This is a genomic window from Larkinella bovis (assembly GCF_042655385.1).
Taxonomy (GTDB): Bacteria; Bacteroidota; Bacteroidia; order Cytophagales; family Spirosomataceae; genus Larkinella; species Larkinella bovis.
Genome location: NZ_JBHSMA010000011.1, coordinates 59,298 through 78,104 on the forward strand (window position 1 = coordinate 59,298; position 18,807 = coordinate 78,104).

The following is an 18,807-nucleotide window of genomic DNA, read 5'->3' on the forward strand; positions in this document are numbered from 1 at the left end:
ACGCTGAAAAAGCCCCTATGTTTGTTTTCGCCGACCAGCCTTCCCTTGCCGACCAGTTTATTGCCGAACTCCGTGATGTAACCATTCAGAAAGATCCGATGCGTTTTCGTCGCAACCTGGAACGGCTGGGGGAACTAATGGCCTACGAAATCTCCAAATCGATGTCGTTCCAGATCGTAAAGGTGCAAACCCCACTGGGCGTATCGGCGACGCCGATGATTAAAAAACCGCCCGTACTGGCCACCATTCTCCGGGCCAGCCTGCCGTTTCACCAGGGCTTTCTGAATTATTTCGACCGGGCCGAAAACGCCTTTATTGGGGCCTATCGTGGGTATCTCCCCGTCAGCGAAGAGTTTGAAGTCGCCATGGATTACATTTCCAGCCCCGACCTGAGTGGCAAAACCGTTATTCTGATGGACCCGATGCTGGCCACGGGCCGTTCGCTGGAGAAAGTCTACCACGCGCTGCTGCGGTTTGGAACACCCGCCAAAACCCACATTGCCGCCGTACTCGCCAGCCCCGAGGGCGTCCGGTATGTGCAGGAAAAAATGCCCCAGTGTCACCTCTGGCTGGGCGCCATCGACGAACGGCTGAATTCGCATTACTACATCGTTCCCGGTCTGGGCGATGCGGGGGATCTGGCGTTTGGGGAGAAAATCTGATCAGAAGCCTTCCTTCTTGTCGTCTTCTTTCTCTTTTTTCTTTTCCACTACTTTTTTCGGTGCTTCTTTAACGCCAGCCGCCGGTTTGGGCTGCGGTTTGGGTTTCTCCTTCGTCTTGTACTGATCCAGGTAGCGATCCGTAAACTGGTTTTTCTCGAATGCATCCGCCGTGATGATGGAGAGGGTTTTAGCCCCTGCTTTACTGCCCGCCATAATCCGGTCGTTCAGTTCCTGATCCGAGGTGAGCAACGCCAGTTGAGCGGTGGCGCCCCCGCCTGCTTTATAATTCCAGTAAAACCAGGTATCCGGCGAGGCCTCCAGATAAATGGTCGCTTCATCGCCCCCGTCGCTTTTCCGGATTTCGACAAATCCTTCCATTTCGGCATTGATATCGACGTTATCCACGTTCGACACCCCAATCGGCCCCACGCTGTACAAGGCATTGTATTTCTCCGACCAGCGCAGGTTAACATTCGATAGCACCAGCGAAGCCACAAATTTAGGAGCGGCCTGGGTGATCGAAACGTGCTGATTCTGGGCTTTGGTCCGGTAAACATCCGTTGCCTTCTGCCCGATCAGGGCCGCCAGTTTCTGGGTCAGCCGGTCCAGATCATCGTCGGCGGGTTCGTCGTTCTTTTCGTCCAGATTCGCTTTTACGATCTTATCAGCAATGGCCGCATTCACCGGCTGGGGAACCGGGAAAGCAAATCCGACCAGTGCGTTCAGCCGCAACGTAGTGCTATCGACATTGGCCCGGCCCGTTCCGGCGGCAAACACCAGGTTAGTGGGCGATGAACCGCTGCCACCGGTATTCATGACGTTCACGACGCCCTGAAAATTCATGACGCCCGTCGCATCGTTGAACGTAAAGGCCCCTTCGACGTCCTCCAGGCCGGCAGCATCTTTCTTCACAATCCGGAAAACTTTATCTTTTTCGTCGTACGTCATGGCACCCGTGGCCCGGAACAGGTCGTCGTCCTTGTCATTTTCCTTCGTCGATAAAAACGTCGGGTACAGCCCGGCGGCTCCACCACCCCGGAAATGCAAACCGGCCGTCAGGAGTTGATTGCCGTCGTTTTTCAGGTTTTGATCGACGGTAATGCTGAAGGTTTCACCAATTTTTTCCTTCATCGGAATCCAGTCGCTGACCAGTTTCGGGCGTTTTTTCAGCGCCATTTTGATCGCGCCTTCCAGCTTCAGGTCCTGTTCGGGGGCCATCATTGTAATGCTGCCTTTGAACTGCACCTTGGGAGCCAGCATCACATTATCCCGCTCGTCCACGTCAGCACGCGCCACGGTATAGTAGGTTTTCGCCAGTTCGTCTCCGTTTTTACCCCGCCGACCAGCATTCCGGTTGTTTGACGCCAGCGCGACCGGCCCGGCTTCTTTCAGCTCAAAACTCCCCATCTTGATGCTGGCGGTATCGCCTTTGGCGGCCGCAAACTGATAGACCGCTTCGCCCGCAAACCGGGTCCGCGACTGAATCTGAATATTACCGCCTTTCAGTTTGTGGAATAAACTGGTGGTGTCCAGTTCCAGCCGGGCATTCTTGAGCGGCATCATTTCGCCGTTCCGCTTGATCGTAATCAGGCCTTTTTCCGGGTAAATCCGGGCATCGGCGGAGGTTACGTACGGTACTCCGCTGACGTTCAGCGTGGCTTTTTCCACGTCATACACCGCCGACGCTCCGTTGAATGTCAGCCCCTCCTGTTCTTCAGCGGTGGCCGTAAACGTGGACGTTTTGGCGGCCTTCATCGTAATGGTTTTGGCGGCAATGTTCCACTGCGCTTTGCTGATCGAGGTTTTATACGCGGCATTCGGGAATTCCAGACTGGAGTGCAGCGTATCGTCGATCGAGGTGGCCGACGCGTTATTCGTCGCAATGGTGACGACGCCTTTTACCTGATTGAAATCCACATCGACTTTCGTACCCAGCAACATCGGTTTCGTCGAACCGCCCTGTTTGTCGGACATGACCCGGAACTGGGCATCATCCGCCGTAAAGCCTTCCTTGTTGAATTTAAGATTTTCCGACTGCGCTTCCGAATCCGCCCGCTTCACGGTCCCTTTTCCAAACAACCCGCCCGACCGAACCAGCAGATCGCCTTTCAGGTTCGTGGTTCCGTTGTAAAAACTGAAGTGATCGGCTTTGGTGGAAATCTTCATGCTGTCGGCTTTCGGATACCACTTCATGCTGTAGTTTTTGAGCGCCACCGCCGGAAAATACGCCTTACCGGCGAGTCCTTCCCGAATCTGTCCCGTCTCGCCCGAGGCCAGCACCGAATCCGGTGTCATCAGAATATCTTTCGCCGGCAGCGACGCATTCAGGTGCGAAATCACCCCTTCGGCCCGCAGCCCTTTCCGGTCCATGACCAGTTTGCCGGTAAATTTCAGGTTGCCTTTACCGCCGTAGAGCGGATAGCCCGCTGCCGGAGCGGTATGCTCGAAACCCAGCGAATTGTCGGGCATCGACTTGAGCGTGGTTTTGATGGGCGGAAAAATGCCGTCGGAATAGAACGTTCCGTCGAACGCAATGTCCCCTTTGCCCAGGCTGTCGTTGTCCACGGCCGGGACTTTGAAGTAGACATTCTTGTTGTAAATCAGACTTCCCCGGTTCGGCTGGTTAAAATAAACCGTCATCCCCTCCGGCATCACCAGCCGCTGCGTCGTCTTTCGGTCTTTCTGCTGCCCCGACTTATTGCCTTTGTCGGCCAGAAAAACCGTACCCGGTTTTTCGTACTGAATATCCCCCCCAATCTCCTGATTTTTGCCCTGGGGCGTAAACGTGATCGAGTCGATTTTGGTCATATTCATCGAAAACTGGTCGTAATTGAAACCCAGATCGCGGCCCGTATACCGCATGTTGCCGGACTTCAGTTGACCGGTTAACGTAAACGCCCGGTTTTTGCCGATCCGCAGGGTTTTGTCCGACGGTACGGCGGTGATTTTCAGCGAATCACTGATGCTGAATCGCTCCACGCCCCGAATCGTCAGGAATTTGTCCGTCAGGTTGATCGTCGCGTTGGTCGTGCTGTCGTTGGATGGATAGGTCGAACGAATCAGAAAGTTGTCGTAATCTTTTTTGCGCGCATTGGCCAGCACGTACAACACGCCTTTCCGGCTTAAGCGCATCTCTTCCGTTTTGGGATTCTTGTCAATGTACTCCAGCGCCACCATGCGGTTCAGGACGCTTCGCATCGTGGCCGGGTTCATTTTGGCGTACGCTGCCAGATCGTCGGCAAAAAACGTCTGCGTTTTCTTGACGGTAATGTAATTGGCCGCCAGTTGCAACGGATGAAAACCGTAATCGGCCGACATCCCCGTATAGCGTTCGGGATAGAAGAAATCAAAGGATTCAAACCGCACCGGCACTTCCTTTTTAGCCGCTAACTGGTAAAAATCCACTTTCTGACGGGGCAGATCCCAGCGAACCACTTCCGGCTGGATGTAGAATTTATGGTAACTGTCGCTGAAATAGGTGTCTGAATACCCCGACTTTTCGGCTTTACCCAGCCGCGCAATGCCGGTGGCATTGTCGTACCGGAACGTGACGCCGGGGTGATAGAGCGTATCGGCGGTGTCGATATACCCTGTAAAAGCCGCGAGTGGACTTGAAATGACCGAGTCGGCAAATTCAAACCGGCGGCTGCTGGCTTTGAACGCCGGTTTTCCCTTAAAACTGACCTGCAACAGAGCGGGTTGCCCATCCGCCGATGATCCGTAAAGCCGGGTTCCGGCCAGGGCAATACCGCCCCGGTAGGTGATGCCCTGGCCCAGGTTGTTCAGCATCACATCGCTCGTCCACGACATAAACCGGGGGTACGAAGTAGGTTGATTGGCCGTCCGTTTTTTGCTGTCGAACTCAAACTTTCCCTTGACCGGTTTGGCCAGCGGTTTGAACATCAGCGTGACATCGTCCGCGGAAAATTTGGGGTTATTGATGGCAAAGGTGTAATCGGCCAGCGTGACGAACGTTTCCGGTTGCCCCGCCGATTCCCAGGAAAACGTCCCGCCCTTCCCGACCCAGACGCCCTCTTTCAGCATCAGGGCACCATCGGTTTTTTTGAGCGCCACCGAATCATACGCGGTGATCAGGACCAAATCGGCTCCTTTGATTTCCAGCACCGGCCCGGTCAGCGCCGGCATCGGTTTTTTGTCAAAGCCCGAGAGAAACGGCATCGCTTTTCCGGTCGAATCCAGCGGCAAATCCCAGCCATCGGAATCTTTTACGACGGGCGCCGGTGTTTTTTGAGGAACCGGATTGTCCAGAGTCGCTATCGCATTGGCCGTCTGGTCGGCGATCCGCAACGAAAACGTGCCACCATTGGCGTAGAGTTTATTGTAATTACTGGCGTACAAAAACCGCTTTTCGGCAAATAATCGAATGGTTTCCAGGACTTTTGCCAGCGTTTTGGCGTCGTATTTTTCAAACGATTGCTCGGCCACCGTCAGGTAGTTGTCCACTTCGGAAGGACTGGCCTGCTGGGTGGTCAACAACTGATACAGTGCTTCGTAAAAAGGGGCAAATTGCTGGGCGGGCTGGTAGCGTTTGGCATTCATTTTCCGGCTCAGGGCCATGACCCGCTCTTTCTGCGGAGCCGACAGGCGGTTTTCCGTAAACAGCGATTCCAGGTTTTTTTCGGCCCTTTGGGTATAGGCCCCGCCCGGGTTCATGAGCTTCTGTAAATCCGTCAGAAACTGCTCGGGATTGTCCGACAGCTTGACGGTTTGCGCCCCGGCCGCCGTTGCCACGAACAGCAAGCTGGCTAAAATGCGGTATACCTTGTTCATAGCATCGTTCATACCCACGCTGGCGGATGTCCCGTTTCGTCCGCTTTGGGCCAACTACGTGAATAGCTGGTTGAAAAACACGGACTAAAGTCCGTGGGTACGTTTGTCAAATTTTATTGAAACCCAGTTATTTTGGGATAATTGCCCGGTTTTTATCAATCCTTCGGCCCGTCCTTTGGCTTCAATATCCGCGGCATCCTGCTCATAAAAACCGCTCACCAGCAAGGTTCCTTCCGGTTTCATCAGCCGGACATAGGCGGGGATATCGTCCAACAACACATTCCGGTTAATGTTGGCCAGCACAATATCAAACCGTTCGTCCGGATTCACCTCATGAATGGTTCCCTGAAACACGTCGATGCCTGAACACTGGTTCAACGCGGTATTTTCGCGGGCATTCTCCACGGCCCATTCTTCAATGTCGAAAGCAACCACCCGTTCGGCGCCCTGCAAAGCTGCCAGAATCGCCAGAATACCGGTTCCGGAACCCACGTCCAATACGGTTTTTCCGGCCGCATCGACACTCAACTGGTGTTCGAGCATCATGGCCGTGGTTTCGTGGTGGCCCGTTCCGAACGACATTTTTGGATTGATCACGATATCGTACCGGAAGTCCGGTTTCGATTCGTGAAACGAAGCCCGAACCAGAATCTGACCCTGAACCTCAATGGGTTGGTAATTCCGCTCCCACTCTTCATTCCAGTTCTTTTTTTCTAACGAATTGATCTGGTAGGCTATTGCGGTTTGACCGGCGTATTTATCGATCACCGCCTGCAGGGCGGTTTCGTCAAAATCGGGTTCTAAAATATAGGCATTCAGGCCTTCGTCGGTTTCTACGAAGGATTCAAAACCTAAGACGGCCAGCTCGGCCATCAGAATATCGGTATAATCGGGCGAAACCGTCAGTTGGAGTTCGGTATAATTCATCCTGTAAAGAAACAAAAAAAGGACGAGCCTTACGGGTCTGTCCTTTTAGGGGTTGTGCAAACCTGCCGAGTCTGAATGACCCGACAGGTTTATAAAGGATTTATAAAATTTATCGAATCAACTCCATCAAATCCTTGTCATTGACTTCCTTCCGGATATCGGCCATGTCCAGGAAGCGTTTATACAAGTTGTCGAGCGTCGGTTTGTCGTACCGGAAACCCAGCAATTCGAGCCGGTGTTTCAGCGCGTGACGTCCGCTGCGGGCCGTCAGCACAATCGACGATTTCGGTACACCCACTTCCTGCGGGGTCATGATTTCGTAGTTTTCGGCGTGTTTCAGGAAACCGTCCTGGTGAATGCCCGACGAGTGGGCGAAGGCGTTCCGGCCCACGATGGCTTTGTTGGCCTGCACTGGCATCCGCATCATTTCCGACACCAACTGGCTCACCGGATACAGCCGTTTGGCGTCGATCCCGGTTTCAAAACCGAGTTCTTTGTGCACTTTCAAGGCCATCACCACTTCTTCGAGCGAAGTATTACCGGCCCGCTCGCCAATTCCGTTGATCGTCACTTCCACCTGACGCGCTCCGTGCTGGATACCGGCCAGGGTGTTGGCCGTGGCCAGACCCAGGTCGTTGTGGCAGTGAATCGAGATCGTGGCCTGGTGGACGTTCGACACGTGCTCGTAGATGTACTTGATTTTGTTCCCGTATTCGTCGGGCAAACAATAACCGGTCGTATCCGGAATATTAACCACCGTTGCCCCGGCAGCAATTACGGCCTGGGTCAACTGAGCCAGAAACGCGAGATCGGCGCGTCCGGCATCTTCCGCATAGAATTCCACATCCTCCACGTAGCTGCGGGCGTGCTTGACGGCGGCCACGGCCTGTTCCAGAATCTGCTCGCGGGTACTATTGAATTTGTTCCGGATGTGAATATCCGACGAACCGATTCCCGTATGAATCCGCCCCCGTTTGGCATACTTCAACGCTTCGCCAGCCGCATCGATATCTTCTTTTTTAGCCCGCGAAAGCGCACAGATCACCGGTTCGGTAACGGCTTTCGAAATGGCAACGACCGACTGAAAGTCACCGGGACTTGAAACCGGGAAACCCGCTTCGATGACGTCAACACCGAGACGTTCCAGTTCTTTCGCCACCACAATTTTTTCATCCGTAGTCAGCTGGCTACCTGGCACTTGCTCGCCGTCGCGCAGGGTGGTGTCGAAAATATAAATCCGTTGGCTCATGGTTGATAAAGAATGTTTGGGATAGTGTTTTCTCGCGTGATCAAAGTTTGGAAAGCAACTGCTCTCCCATCGCCTGCGTACCTAAAATACGGTCGGCCGGTGTGGTGGCATTCGCAATATCACGGGTTCGGTAACCGGCTTTCAGCACCTGATCGACGGCATTGACCACGGCTTCGGCTTCGGCCTTCAGGCCAAACGAAATCTCCAGCATCAGAGCCGCCGACAATACCGACGCCAGCGGGTTGGCAACGCCTTTGCCCGTGATGTCGTGCGCCGAACCGTGAATGGGTTCGTACAAGCCGGTGGTATCGCCAATAGAAGCCGACGCCAGCATGCCCATCGAACCGGCAATCTGCGAAGCCTCGTCGGTCAGAATATCCCCGAACAGGTTACCCGTCACGACGACATCAAACCGCCGGGGGTCTTTAATCAGCAACATGGCGGCTGCATCGATAAACTGGTGTTCGACCTCGACTTCGGGATAGCGTTTAGCCACTTCCTGCACCACTTCGCGCCAGAGCCGCGAGGACTCCAGGACGTTGGCTTTATCGACCGAACACAGTTTTTTCCGGCGGGTCATGGCGGCTTCGAAGGCCTTGACGGCAATCCGTTCGACTTCGTAGCGGCTGTAAATCATCAGATCGTAGGCCGTATCCCCTTCGTCTTTCCGACCTTTTTCGCCAAAATAGACGTCGCCCGTCAATTCCCGAAAGAACAGAATGTCGGCCCCTTGCAGAAACTCCGGTTTGATGCTCGACGCCTGCAACAGTTCATCGAACAGCTTGATGGGGCGCAGGTTTGCGTAGAGGCCCAGCGCTTTGCGGATACCCAGCAACCCCTGCTCGGGGCGGACTTTCGCCGACGGATCGTTGTCGTATTTCGGGTGCCCAACGGCCCCGAACAAAATGGCGTCCGACTGCTTCGATTTGGTAACGGTTTCTTCCGGTAGCGGATTTCCGGTGGCTTCGATGGCCGCGTGGCCGATCAGCGCTTCGTCGTACGTAAATTCGTGCCCGAACTTTTCGGCAACGCGGTCCAAAACCTGTTTCCCAACGGTGGTGACCTCCTGACCAATGCCGTCGCCGGCGATGACTACAATATGTTTCTTCATTCCTCTTCAATGAGTGAATGAGCGAGAGAGTGAAAGAGCGAAAGAGTAAAAAGCTTCGCAGAAAGCAAATAGCTAGCCGAGCCTTCACCCTTTCGCTATTTCGCCCTTTCACTCATTAAATAGACGCGTGGGCTAGATCGTATTGTTTGATTTCTTCTTTCAGGCTCAACAGGTAATCAATATCATCGTATCCGTTCATCAAACACTGCTTTTTATAGGCGTTGATGGCGAATGATTCTTTCTGGCCGTTTTCCAGCACAATTTCCTGATTGACTAGATCAACCGTGATTTCGGTTTTGGGATTGGCGGCAATGACCTTGAAGATCTCGGTCAGAAATGCATCCGAAACCTGGGCGGGCAACACGAAGTTATTCAGCGCGTTGTTCCGGAAGATGTCGGCGAAAAAGCTGGAGATCACCACCTTAAAACCGTAATCGTGCAGCGCCCAGGCCGCGTGTTCCCGGCTGGAGCCCATCCCGAAGTTCTTACCGGCCACCAGAATCTGCGCCCCGGCATAGGTCGGATCGTTCAGGACAAAGCCGGTTTTGGGCGTATCATCGGCGTTATAGCGCCAGTCGCGGAACAGGTTATCGCCGAAGCCTTCCCGCGTAGTGGCTTTCAGGAACCGCGCGGGAATAATCTGGTCGGTATCAATGTTCTCAATCGGCAGGGGAGCCGCCGTCGAGACGAGTTTATGCATGGTTTCTTTGCTCATTCTGAATCGTTATTTACACCAATTCCCGTACATCCGTCACTTTTCCGGTTACCGCAGCGGCTGCCGCCATGATCGGGCTAGCCAGGAATGTCCGGGCACCCGGTCCCTGCCGGCCTTCAAAGTTGCGGTTCGACGTCGAAATGCAGTATTTTCCCGCCGGAACCTTGTCTTCGTTCATGCCCAGACAGGCTGAACAACCCGGTTCGCGCAGTTCAAAACCGGCTTCCAGAAACACCTGGTCCAGGCCTTCGGCTTTGGCCTGATTGGACACCTGCACCGAACCCGGCACAATCCAGACTTCGACCCCTTCGGCTTTGCGCTTGCCTTTCACAAAATCAGCCACGGTCCGCAAATCTTCGATCCGGGCGTTCGTACACGAACCGATGAACACATAATCGACCGGTTTGCCCACCAGCTCCATGCCCGGTTCCAGGCCCATATACGCCAGTGATTTGGTATAGGAAGCCAGCTCGCTTTGCGGTATTTCGCTCAGATTCGGCACGTGACTATCCACGGAGATGCCCATTCCGGGGTTGGTTCCGTAGGTAATCATCGGGCCAATATCTTCGGCTTTGTAGTTCAGTTCCAGATCAAACTCGGCCCCCTCGTCGGTTTTCAGCGTCCGCCAATGCTCAACGGCTTGTTCAAAGGCTTCGCCCTGCGGAGCAAACTGGCGGCCGCGAATGTATTCGAACGTGGTTTCGTCCGGCGCAATCAAACCGCCCCGGGCCCCCATTTCGATGCTCATGTTGCAGATCGTCATTCGGGCTTCCATCGACAAACCACGGATCGTATCGCCCGCGTATTCGACAAAATAACCGGTAGCCCCACTGGCCGATATTTTCGAAATGATGTATAAAATGATGTCTTTCGATGAAATGCCTTTCCCCAACTGCCCGTTGATGTTGATCCGCATCCGCTTGGGCTTGTATTGCAGAATACACTGGGTAGCCAGCACCTGTTCCACCTCACTCGTACCAATCCCGAAGGCAATGTTACCCAGCGCCCCGTGTGTACTGGTGTGGCTGTCGCCACAAACGATGGTCATGCCCGGCAGGGTCAGACCCAGTTCGGGGCCGATGATGTGCACAATGCCCTGAAACGGATGGCCCAGATCGTAGAGTTCAACGCCGAATTCGGCACAGTTTTTCCGGAGAGTTTCCACCTGATGGCGCGAAAGGGCTTCCTTGATGGGCAGATGCTGGTCTTTCGTCGGCACGTTGTGGTCGGCGGTGGCCGTTGTCCGGGCGGTGTTGAAAACCCCGATTCCCCGCTTCCGCAACCCGTCGAAAGCCTGTGGACTCGTTACTTCGTGAATAAAATGCCGGTCGATAAAAACCGCATCCGGTCCACCGTCCATTGCCTTGACGACGTGGGCATCCCAGATTTTATCGAAAAGTGTTGTGGGCTGACTCATGGCTATAGTTTCTTACTTAGTTTATATTTCCCCGGCGTCAAACAGAACACAAAGAAATCACTAACAATGCTTCCCGCTGGTTCCGAATGCGATGCATCAAATCAGGAACTCGAACAAATCCGGCTTGTCGTTCAGGTATTCAAAATGGATTTTGGCGTCCCGCATGCGTTGCAGCAGCGGCTCAAAATCCGCTTTGTGTTTCAACTCGATACCGACCAGCGCCGGACCACGTTCGCGGTTGGTTTTCTTGGAATATTCAAATAATGTAATGTCGTCGGTTTCTCCCAGCACATCGCTCAGGAATTCGCGCATGGCCCCGGCCCGTTGCGGAAACCGGATGATGAAATAGTGTTTCAGCCCTTCGTAGAGCAGCGACCGCTCCTTGATTTCTTCCGTCCGTGTAATGTCGTTATTGCCTCCGCTGACCAGACAGACCACATTCTTGCCCTTGATTTCGTCTTTCAGAAAGTCCAGCGCGGCAATGGTCAGCGCACCGGCGGGTTCTGCCACAATGGCGTCTTCGTTGTACAGTTGCAGGATCGTGGTGCACACTTTTCCTTCCGGTACCAGCAGAACCCGGTCCAGATTTTGCCGACACACTTCGAAGGTCGTTTCGCCGGGGCGTTTGACGGCGGCTCCGTCCACAAACTTATCGATTTCGTCCAGCGCCACAATGTGACCTTCGTCGATGGACACCTTCATGGAAGGCGACCCCAGTGGCTCGACGCCAATCAGCTTGGTTTTCGGGCTTAATTGGCGAAAAACCGTCGAAACGCCCGATGCTAGACCGCCCCCGCCAATGGCCATCAGCAGGTAATCAATCTTGAAATTAGAATCTTTGAAAATCTCCAGACCAACGGTTCCCTGTCCCTCCATGACCTGCAAATCATCGAAGGGGTGAACGAAGATGCTGTCGTGCGCATTGACGTAGTCGATGGCGGCATGGTACGCGTCGTCATACGTATCGCCCACCAAAACCACTTCAACAAACGCTTGCCCGAACAGCTTGACCTGTTTGACTTTCTGATTCGGTGTAGTCGTCGGCATGAAAATCGCCCCTTTCACGGCCATCTTCCGGCAGGCATAGGCTACCCCCTGCGCGTGATTCCCGGCGCTGGCACAGACGACGCCTTTTGCCAGGGCTTCGGCGGGCAGACTGGCCATTTTGTTGTACGCGCCCCGGATTTTGTAGGACCGTACTACCTGCAAATCTTCGCGTTTCAGAAAAATCGTCGCCCCGTATTTGTCCGACAGGTTCAGATTTTCCTGCAAAGGCGTATGGGCTACCACACTCCGCAACCGTTCAGCCGCCAGATAGATGTTGTCTACGTCCGGAAAGGTGATTGTTTTCTCCGCTTCTACCACGTTTCAAAAGGTTTACTGTTAAAGGATCGGGGAGTTCAGGAGCCGGTATGGAACGTTAAAGTTACTCAAATTGCCGAAAACTTTAAAATTCACTCCCCAACTCCCCGACCACTGGGACTCCTAGTTCCGCTCCGGACGCAGGCTGCGAACGGCCGTACCGGCACGCCACATTTCCGACTCGCGCAGTTCTTTCAGTTCTTCTTCCAGTTTTTCGCGGTAATCCGGCTGGGAGTTGCGGGTGATCGAGATATTTGCCTGCTCACCGGCTTTTACGGAATTATACAGTTGTTCAAAAACCGGCTTGGTTGCATCCCGGAACGGTTTCCACCAGTCGAGGGCTCCGCGTTGTGCGGTCGTCGAGCAATTGGCATACATCCAGTCCATGCCGTTTTCGGCCACCAGCGGCATCAGCGACTGCGTCAATTCTTCAACGGTTTCGTTGAAGGCTTCCGACGGCGAGTGGCCGTTGGCACGTAATACTTCGTACTGAGCCGCAAAAATACCCTGAATGGCGCCCATCAGCGTACCGCGCTCGCCGGTCAGGTCAGACGTAACTTCTTTATAGAAATTCGTTTCGAACAGGTAACCCGACCCGACGCCGATTCCCATCGCGATGGCCTTTTCACGGGCTTTGCCGGTAGCATCCTGGTAGATCGCAAAGCTGGAGTTCAACCCTTTGCCTTCGACGAACATCCGGCGCAGTGACGTTCCGGAGCCTTTCGGCGCCACCAGGAACACATCCACGTCGGCGGGCGGAACAATACCCGTCTGATCTTTATACGTTACGCCGAAACCGTGCGAGAAATACAGGGATTTGCCGGCGGTCAGGTATTTTTTCACGGTCGGCCACAGCTCGATCTGAGCAGCATCCGACAGCAGGAAACAAATAATGGTTCCTTTTTCGAGGGCTTCTTCAATTTCAAACAAGGTTTCGCCCGGCACCCATCCATCGCTCACCGCTTTGTCGTAGGTTTTGCCCTTGCGTTGACCAACGATTACATTGAAACCGTTGTCGCGCATGTTGAGCGACTGGCCGGGACCCTGCACACCGTAACCAATCACGGCGATGACTTCATCTTGGAGGATTTCTCTGGCTTTTTCGAGAGGAAATTCTTCGCGGGTTACGACTTCTTCTTCAACTCCGCCGAAGTTAATTTTTGCCATTGTCTGACTTGTTTATTATGAATTAAAATTGAATACGGATTTACGGAAAATTGATGGAATACAGCAGCGAAATCGCGATACTGCTCAACAGTAAAAGCCGCAATTGGCCGCCTGTCAAATACCGTTGTATAATCGCCATCGCAAAAAAGAACATCATAAAACCGAACGAAAGCGACCGGGTTCCATCGGCGACTAACACCGCCACCACCATCGTCAAGGTCCAGGCGCCACCGAGCAACACCAGTTCCAGCCACTGCCGCCGAACCGCCAGCGCCCAGAAAGCCGCCAGCAAAATCAGCCACATACCCTCCAGCCCCCGCGCCATTTTATCGCCCACGTAACTCATGCTCCAGGCCAGCGTCCGGGCCGACCACGACGCGTCGTGTCCGACTGTCATGCCGTAGGTCAGCTCCAGCCATTTCCGAACCGCCCCGTACAGCAGCACACTGACAACCAGCGCCACCAGCGGAGCCGGAATCTGCCGAACTTCGAACTTGCGGGTTTTGACAACCGTTTGCAGCACCGGTAACAAATACCACAAACCGATGTAGGACGAATTAATCAATGCCCGCTCGTCGCACCAGAAGGCCAGCTGCGAGAACAGAATGACCAGCAACGGATTGCGGAAATACAGCGCCAGCGCCATAAAACAGAACACGTAGCCGTCGCAATGGCCAAAGTACCCGATAAAAAAGGCGATACCGGCGTAAATAGCCGTAAAGCCCGTCAGGAAATAAAACGTCAGGACTTTGTCCTTCAAAACTTTATTGGCAATCCCGGTTACGGCCCACAGATAGACGAAACCGAGCACCAGTTGCAACAGATACAATTTGGCGACCCCCAGCCGAAAAAAATACACCAGCATCGGAATCGTCAGCCGGAACGTCTGGTTGGCCTCGTGCGTACCCGGTTCGTACGTATTCGGCTCAAACATGTGCTCGCTCTGCCGGATAATGTCGTCCCAGAAAAAGCCGTCCAGCTTGCCCGGCTGGATCATTTCCTCGTATAGGTAGCGAAATCCGCGGTCGATGAAAATGCTGTTCAGGACCAGAAAGCTGCCGATGGAAATCAAAAGAGCCAGCCCAATCAGTCGAATTTTCCAGAATCGATTATCCAGAAAAGCGGATAACCAGTGTTCAAAACGATAGATGGGTGCGGCTAAAGACGGTGGTTGTTGCATGAACGCTTGTTAATCCAGCCGCAAATATCGCATTTCTATAAATAATACGCCCACTCATTTTCAGGCAAATACTCGACCAGTCCCTTCTCGGTTTTGCCAACCGCCACCCGGCCCGACCGCACAAATTCCAGAATCCCGTGGGGTCTGATGTAACTGAAAAACTCGAAAATCTCCTTTTCCGACCCGGTTTTTTCGATCACGACGTAATCCAGTTGCCAGTAGACCACCCAGGCGTTGAAGTGCTTGTTGATGTATTCGATGTCCAGCGGTTTCGACCCCAGCGGGGTTTCGATCTTGAACAGCGCGATTTCGTTCGACACGATTTCATCGTCCAGGTACCCGAAAACCGCCATCACTTCAATGATTTTCCGAATCTGGCGAACCAGTTTTTCAACCGCTTCGCGCGAATCGTGCCGGATCACGATCGTAAACCGCGAAACCCCTTTCCGTTCGGTTTCCGAAACGGTCAGGCTTTCAATGTTGATCCGCCGGCGGGTGAAAATGATCGTAATCCGATTGAGCAGCCCAATCGTATTTTCGGTGAATATGCAAATGGTGTATTTGTTCATCTCAGTACCCACGGACTTGAGTCCGTGTTTTTACTCACTCAATGAGTTATTAGAATTTCACGGACTCAAGTCTACGCGGCCCGGTCCGTAGGTATGCTAACTCAGCCGGATGTCGGCCACACTGGTTCCGGCGGGAACCATCGGAAAGACATTTTCTTCAGTTTCGACCAGGATTTCCAGCAGATACGGTTTGTCCGACGCCAGCAAGGTATCGAGTGAGGCCGACAGATCTTCCCGTTTCGCACAGGTATGCCCTGCCACGCCGAAGCCTTTGGCGATCGTGATGAAATCCGGGTTCTGCAACTCCACGAACGAATACCGGCGGTTGTGGAACAACTGCTGCCACTGCCGAACCATACCCAAATAGTTGTTATTCAGGATGATAATCTTGACCGGTAATTTATTCTGGGCGATGGTACCCAATTCCTGAATCGTCATCTGGAAGCAACCGTCGCCGATGATCGCAATCACTTCGCGGCTCGGATCGCCCACTTTGGCCCCGAAAGCCGCCGGAAGCGCAAAGCCCATCGTGCCCAAACCGCCCGATGTAACCAGGCTGTGCGGTTTCTTGAACTCGTAGTACGCCGAGGTCATCATCTGGTGCTGGCCCACATCGGCCACCATCACGGCTTCGCCCCGGGTCTTTTTCGACAGCAGATCAATGGCTTCGGCCATCTTGATTTTTTCGGTCGTCGGTGCCAGCGCGGGCAGGGTAACTTTTTCGTCCTCGATGTCGTCGTATTTCCGGAATTCGTTCCGCCAGGCCGTATGATCATTCGCGTTGACCAGGGGCATCAGGCGCGTCAGAATTTCCTTAGCATCGCCAATCACCGGCGCGTCGGCTTTGATAATCTTGTCGATTTCAGCCGGGTCGATCTCCAGGTGCACTATTTTGGCCTGCCGGGCAAACAAGGCCGGATTGCCCGTGACGCGGTCGTCGAACCGCATCCCGACGCCGATCAGCAGGTCGCACTGGTCGGTCATGACGTTGGGGCCGTAGTTGCCGTGCATTCCCAGCCAGCCGACATACAACGGATGGTCTGCCGACACCGCCGACTGTCCCAGCAGGGTCGTCGCGACCGGAATCCCGGTTTTTTCAATAAACGCGTTCAGTTCCTGCTCCGCTTTGGAAATCAGCACCCCGTGACCAACCAGCATATACGGTTTTTTTGCCTTGTTGATCAGTTCGGCGGCCCGTTCCAGTTGATCCTGCTTTGGCACCAGACGCGGGCGGTAGCTGATTACCTTCTCGCACTTTTGGTACGAGAACGGTTTGGTCATCAACTCCTGCTGCGCGTTCTTCGTAATATCGATAACCACCGGCCCCGGACGACCCGACTGCGCGATATAAAAGGCTTTCGCAATCACTTCCGGAATTTCGTCGGCGCTGGTAATCTGGTAATTCCATTTCGTAATGGGCATCGTGACGCCAATCACGTCGGTTTCCTGAAACGCATCGGTCCCCAACAGCTTCATTGCCACCTGCCCGATCAGACACACCATCGGCGTTGAATCAATCTGGGCATCGGCAATACCGGTCACCAGATTCGTCGCACCCGGTCCGGAGGTAACGAGACAGACGCCGGCCCGGCCCGTGACGCGGGCGTAGCCTTCGGCAGCGTGGGCCGCTCCCTGTTCGTGCCGCACCAGAATATGATTCAGACGATCCTGATAATCATACAAAGCGTCGTAGACCGGCATAATAGCCCCACCGGGGTACCCAAAAATGGTTTCCACGCCCTCTTCCACCAGCGCCTGCATCAGGGCTTCGGATCCCGTCAGGGGTTTGAGCAACTGGGCGGCCGGTTGGGGTTCTTCGGCTGTTAATTCACTGACCGTTGTATTCATTGTATTGTCTGTTTAAAGAATAGTACCGCTGATGAAGACTCGCTCACTTCATTCTTGCCTAAGCATCTGTCACGCATCCTTCGCTCGCCGAGCTCACCAGTTTCACGTATTTCCGCAGAATACCGTGATCGGCAGCTTTCTCCAGGGGCGGAACCGTCCAGTTGGCCCGCCGTTCGGCCAGTTCCTCGTCCGAGACGTGCAGGTGAATAACGTTGTTAACGGCGTCGATGGTGATCTTGTCGCCATCGTGCACCAGGGCGATGTTGCCCCCTTCCTGCGCTTCCGGCGTGATGTGGCCAACCACAAAACCGTGTGTCCCCCCCGAAAACCGTCCGTCGGTAATTAATGCGACTTTATCACCCAGACCCAGACCCATGATGGCCGAAGTGGGTTTCAGCATTTCGGGCATTCCCGGTCCCCCTTTCGGACCTTCGTACCGGATGACAACAACATGGCCTTCCTTGATCTCCCGGTTTTGGATAAACTCCAGCAATTGTTCTTCGCGATCGCATACTTTGGCAATGCCTTCAAACCGTTCGCCTTCCTTACCGGTAATTTTGGCCACGGCGCCCTGCGTCGCCAGGTTGCCGTACAGAATCTGGATGTGACCGGTTTTCTTGATCGGATTCGCCAGCGGACGAATAATGTTCTGCGCTTCAAAATCCAGTTCCGGCGCTTCTTCGAGGTTTTCGGCAACGGTTTTTCCCGTTACAGTCAGGCACTCGCCGTGGATGTAACCTTCCTTGTACAGGTATTTCATGACGGCCGGAACCCCGCCGATCGCCAGCATGTCTTCCATATAATATTTTCCGCTCGGTTTCAGATCGCCCAGATACGGGGTGCGGTCGCTGATTTCCTGAATATCTTTCAGCGTCAGCGAAACCCCGACCGACTTGGCAATGGCGATGTAATGCAAAACCGCATTCGTCGAACCGCCCAGGGCCATAACCACCGTCAGTGCGTTCTCAAACGCCTTCTTGGTCATGATATCGCGGGGCAGAATGTTCTTTTCGAGCAGATTCATCATGGCTGCCCCGATCTTCCGGCATTCGGCCTGTTTGCCTTCGTGCGTCGCCGGGAAGCTGGAGCTATACGGCAGGCTCAATCCCAGCGCTTCCATCGATGACGCCATCGTGTTGGCGGTGTACATGCCTCCGCAGGCCCCCGCGCCGGGAATCGAATTCTGGATGACGCCTTTATAATCTTCGTCGCTGATGTTGCCGGCTACTTTTTTACCGTACGCTTCAAACGCCGAAACAATGTCTAATTTCTGCCCTTTATAACTTCCCGAGCGAATCGTTCCGCCGTAGACCAGGATCGACGGGCGGTTCAGGCGACCCACGGCCATTAAAGCTCCGGGCATGTTTTTATCGCAACCGACTACCGCAATAACACCGTCATACCACTGCGCGTGAACCACCGTTTCAATGGAATCCGCAATCAGATCGCGTGACGGCAATGAATATGACATTCCGTCGTTCCCATTGGTCATCCCGTCGGAAACGCCAATCGTGTTGAACACCAGCCCGACCAAACCGCTTTCGTTAACGCCTTTTTTGACGTAAGCCGCCAGCCCGTTCAGGTGAATGTTACAGGGGTTTCCATCATAACCGGCACTGGCAATCCCGATCTGAGGTTTTTTCATGTCTTCTTCGGTCAGGCCGATGCCATAGAGCATCGCCTGAGCCGCCGGGTTACTAACTTCCTGGGTAAGGGTGGCACTATACCGGTTTAATTGGCTTTCTTTGTCGGCTGCTATCGTAGTCATAATGTCAATTAGCGAAAATTCGCTGAAAGCGTAATTTGTTT

At 53.9% G+C, this 18,807-nt stretch carries 13 protein-coding genes; 1 reads left to right on the plus strand and 12 read right to left on the minus strand.

The window, feature by feature from the left end; translation table 11 throughout:
* Positions 1-17 precede the first annotated feature (17 nt).
* The gene (upp, locus tag ACFPMF_RS23110; RefSeq protein WP_379849550.1) at positions 18-662 is read left to right on the plus strand and encodes a uracil phosphoribosyltransferase; all 645 of its coding nucleotides are present in this window, start codon (positions 18-20) and stop codon (positions 660-662) included.
* Here upp and ACFPMF_RS23115 read toward each other — a convergent pair whose 3' ends face one another.
* From ACFPMF_RS23115 to ilvD, 12 genes are all read right to left on the minus strand, one after another.
* Complete coding sequence (locus ACFPMF_RS23115) at positions 663-5,453, minus strand: hypothetical protein (RefSeq protein ID WP_379849552.1); 4,791 nt, start codon at positions 5,451-5,453, stop codon at positions 663-665.
* 84 nt (positions 5,454-5,537) lie between these two features.
* Positions 5,538-6,380 (minus strand): 50S ribosomal protein L11 methyltransferase, encoded by an 843-nt coding sequence (prmA, locus tag ACFPMF_RS23120; protein WP_379849554.1) that lies wholly within the window; start codon positions 6,378-6,380, stop codon positions 5,538-5,540.
* A 109-nt stretch (positions 6,381-6,489) separates the two neighbouring features.
* Entirely contained in the window at positions 6,490-7,629 is a 1,140-nt protein-coding gene (locus ACFPMF_RS23125; protein ID WP_379849556.1) for a 2-isopropylmalate synthase, read from the minus strand.
* A gap of 40 nt (positions 7,630-7,669) precedes the next feature.
* Positions 7,670-8,740: a 3-isopropylmalate dehydrogenase gene (gene leuB / locus ACFPMF_RS23130; RefSeq protein ID WP_379849558.1), complete on the minus strand. Its 1,071-nt coding sequence runs from the start codon at positions 8,738-8,740 to the stop codon at positions 7,670-7,672.
* A gap of 115 nt (positions 8,741-8,855) precedes the next feature.
* Positions 8,856-9,455 carry a 3-isopropylmalate dehydratase small subunit gene (gene leuD / locus ACFPMF_RS23135; RefSeq protein WP_379849560.1) on the minus strand — a complete coding sequence of 200 codons (600 nt, stop codon included), beginning with the start codon at positions 9,453-9,455 and terminating at the stop codon, positions 8,856-8,858.
* 13 nt (positions 9,456-9,468) lie between these two features.
* Positions 9,469-10,872: a 3-isopropylmalate dehydratase large subunit gene (gene leuC / locus ACFPMF_RS23140; protein ID WP_379849562.1), complete on the minus strand. Its 1,404-nt coding sequence runs from the start codon at positions 10,870-10,872 to the stop codon at positions 9,469-9,471.
* A 96-nt stretch (positions 10,873-10,968) separates the two neighbouring features.
* Positions 10,969-12,237, minus strand: coding sequence for a threonine ammonia-lyase IlvA (gene ilvA / locus ACFPMF_RS23145; RefSeq protein WP_379849564.1), 1,269 nt, complete (start codon positions 12,235-12,237; stop codon positions 10,969-10,971).
* A gap of 120 nt (positions 12,238-12,357) precedes the next feature.
* Complete coding sequence (gene ilvC, locus ACFPMF_RS23150) at positions 12,358-13,401, minus strand: ketol-acid reductoisomerase (protein ID WP_379849566.1); 1,044 nt, start codon at positions 13,399-13,401, stop codon at positions 12,358-12,360.
* A 40-nt stretch (positions 13,402-13,441) separates the two neighbouring features.
* Positions 13,442-14,581 (minus strand): hypothetical protein, encoded by a 1,140-nt coding sequence (locus ACFPMF_RS23155; RefSeq protein ID WP_379849568.1) that lies wholly within the window; start codon positions 14,579-14,581, stop codon positions 13,442-13,444.
* Positions 14,582-14,616: 35 nt separating this feature from the next.
* Positions 14,617-15,150 carry an acetolactate synthase small subunit gene (gene ilvN, locus ACFPMF_RS23160; protein ID WP_379849570.1) on the minus strand — a complete coding sequence of 178 codons (534 nt, stop codon included), beginning with the start codon at positions 15,148-15,150 and terminating at the stop codon, positions 14,617-14,619.
* 96 nt (positions 15,151-15,246) lie between these two features.
* Complete coding sequence (ilvB, locus tag ACFPMF_RS23165; protein ID WP_379849572.1) at positions 15,247-16,998, minus strand: biosynthetic-type acetolactate synthase large subunit; 1,752 nt, start codon at positions 16,996-16,998, stop codon at positions 15,247-15,249.
* A 58-nt stretch (positions 16,999-17,056) separates the two neighbouring features.
* Entirely contained in the window at positions 17,057-18,766 is a 1,710-nt protein-coding gene (gene ilvD, locus ACFPMF_RS23170) for a dihydroxy-acid dehydratase (protein ID WP_379849574.1), read from the minus strand.
* Positions 18,767-18,807 lie beyond the last annotated feature (41 nt).

Coding starts and splice junctions, on each gene's coding strand:
- prmA (WP_379849554.1), bottom strand. CDS start 6,380: ATGAATTATACCGAACTCCAACTGACGGTTTCGCCCGATTATACCGAT.
- ACFPMF_RS23155 (WP_379849568.1), bottom strand. CDS start 14,581: ATGCAACAACCACCGTCTTTAGCCGCACCCATCTATCGTTTTGAACAC.
- ACFPMF_RS23115 (WP_379849552.1), bottom strand. CDS start 5,453: ATGAACAAGGTATACCGCATTTTAGCCAGCTTGCTGTTCGTGGCAACG.
- ilvC (WP_379849566.1), bottom strand. CDS start 13,401: ATGGCAAAAATTAACTTCGGCGGAGTTGAAGAAGAAGTCGTAACCCGC.
- ACFPMF_RS23125 (WP_379849556.1), bottom strand. CDS start 7,629: ATGAGCCAACGGATTTATATTTTCGACACCACCCTGCGCGACGGCGAG.
- leuD (WP_379849560.1), bottom strand. CDS start 9,455: ATGAGCAAAGAAACCATGCATAAACTCGTCTCGACGGCGGCTCCCCTG.
- leuC (WP_379849562.1), bottom strand. CDS start 10,872: ATGAGTCAGCCCACAACACTTTTCGATAAAATCTGGGATGCCCACGTC.
- ilvD (WP_379849574.1), bottom strand. CDS start 18,766: ATGACTACGATAGCAGCCGACAAAGAAAGCCAATTAAACCGGTATAGT.
- leuB (WP_379849558.1), bottom strand. CDS start 8,740: ATGAAGAAACATATTGTAGTCATCGCCGGCGACGGCATTGGTCAGGAG.
- upp (WP_379849550.1), top strand. CDS start 18: ATGTTTGTTTTCGCCGACCAGCCTTCCCTTGCCGACCAGTTTATTGCC.
- ilvN (WP_379849570.1), bottom strand. CDS start 15,150: ATGAACAAATACACCATTTGCATATTCACCGAAAATACGATTGGGCTG.
- ilvB (WP_379849572.1), bottom strand. CDS start 16,998: ATGAATACAACGGTCAGTGAATTAACAGCCGAAGAACCCCAACCGGCC.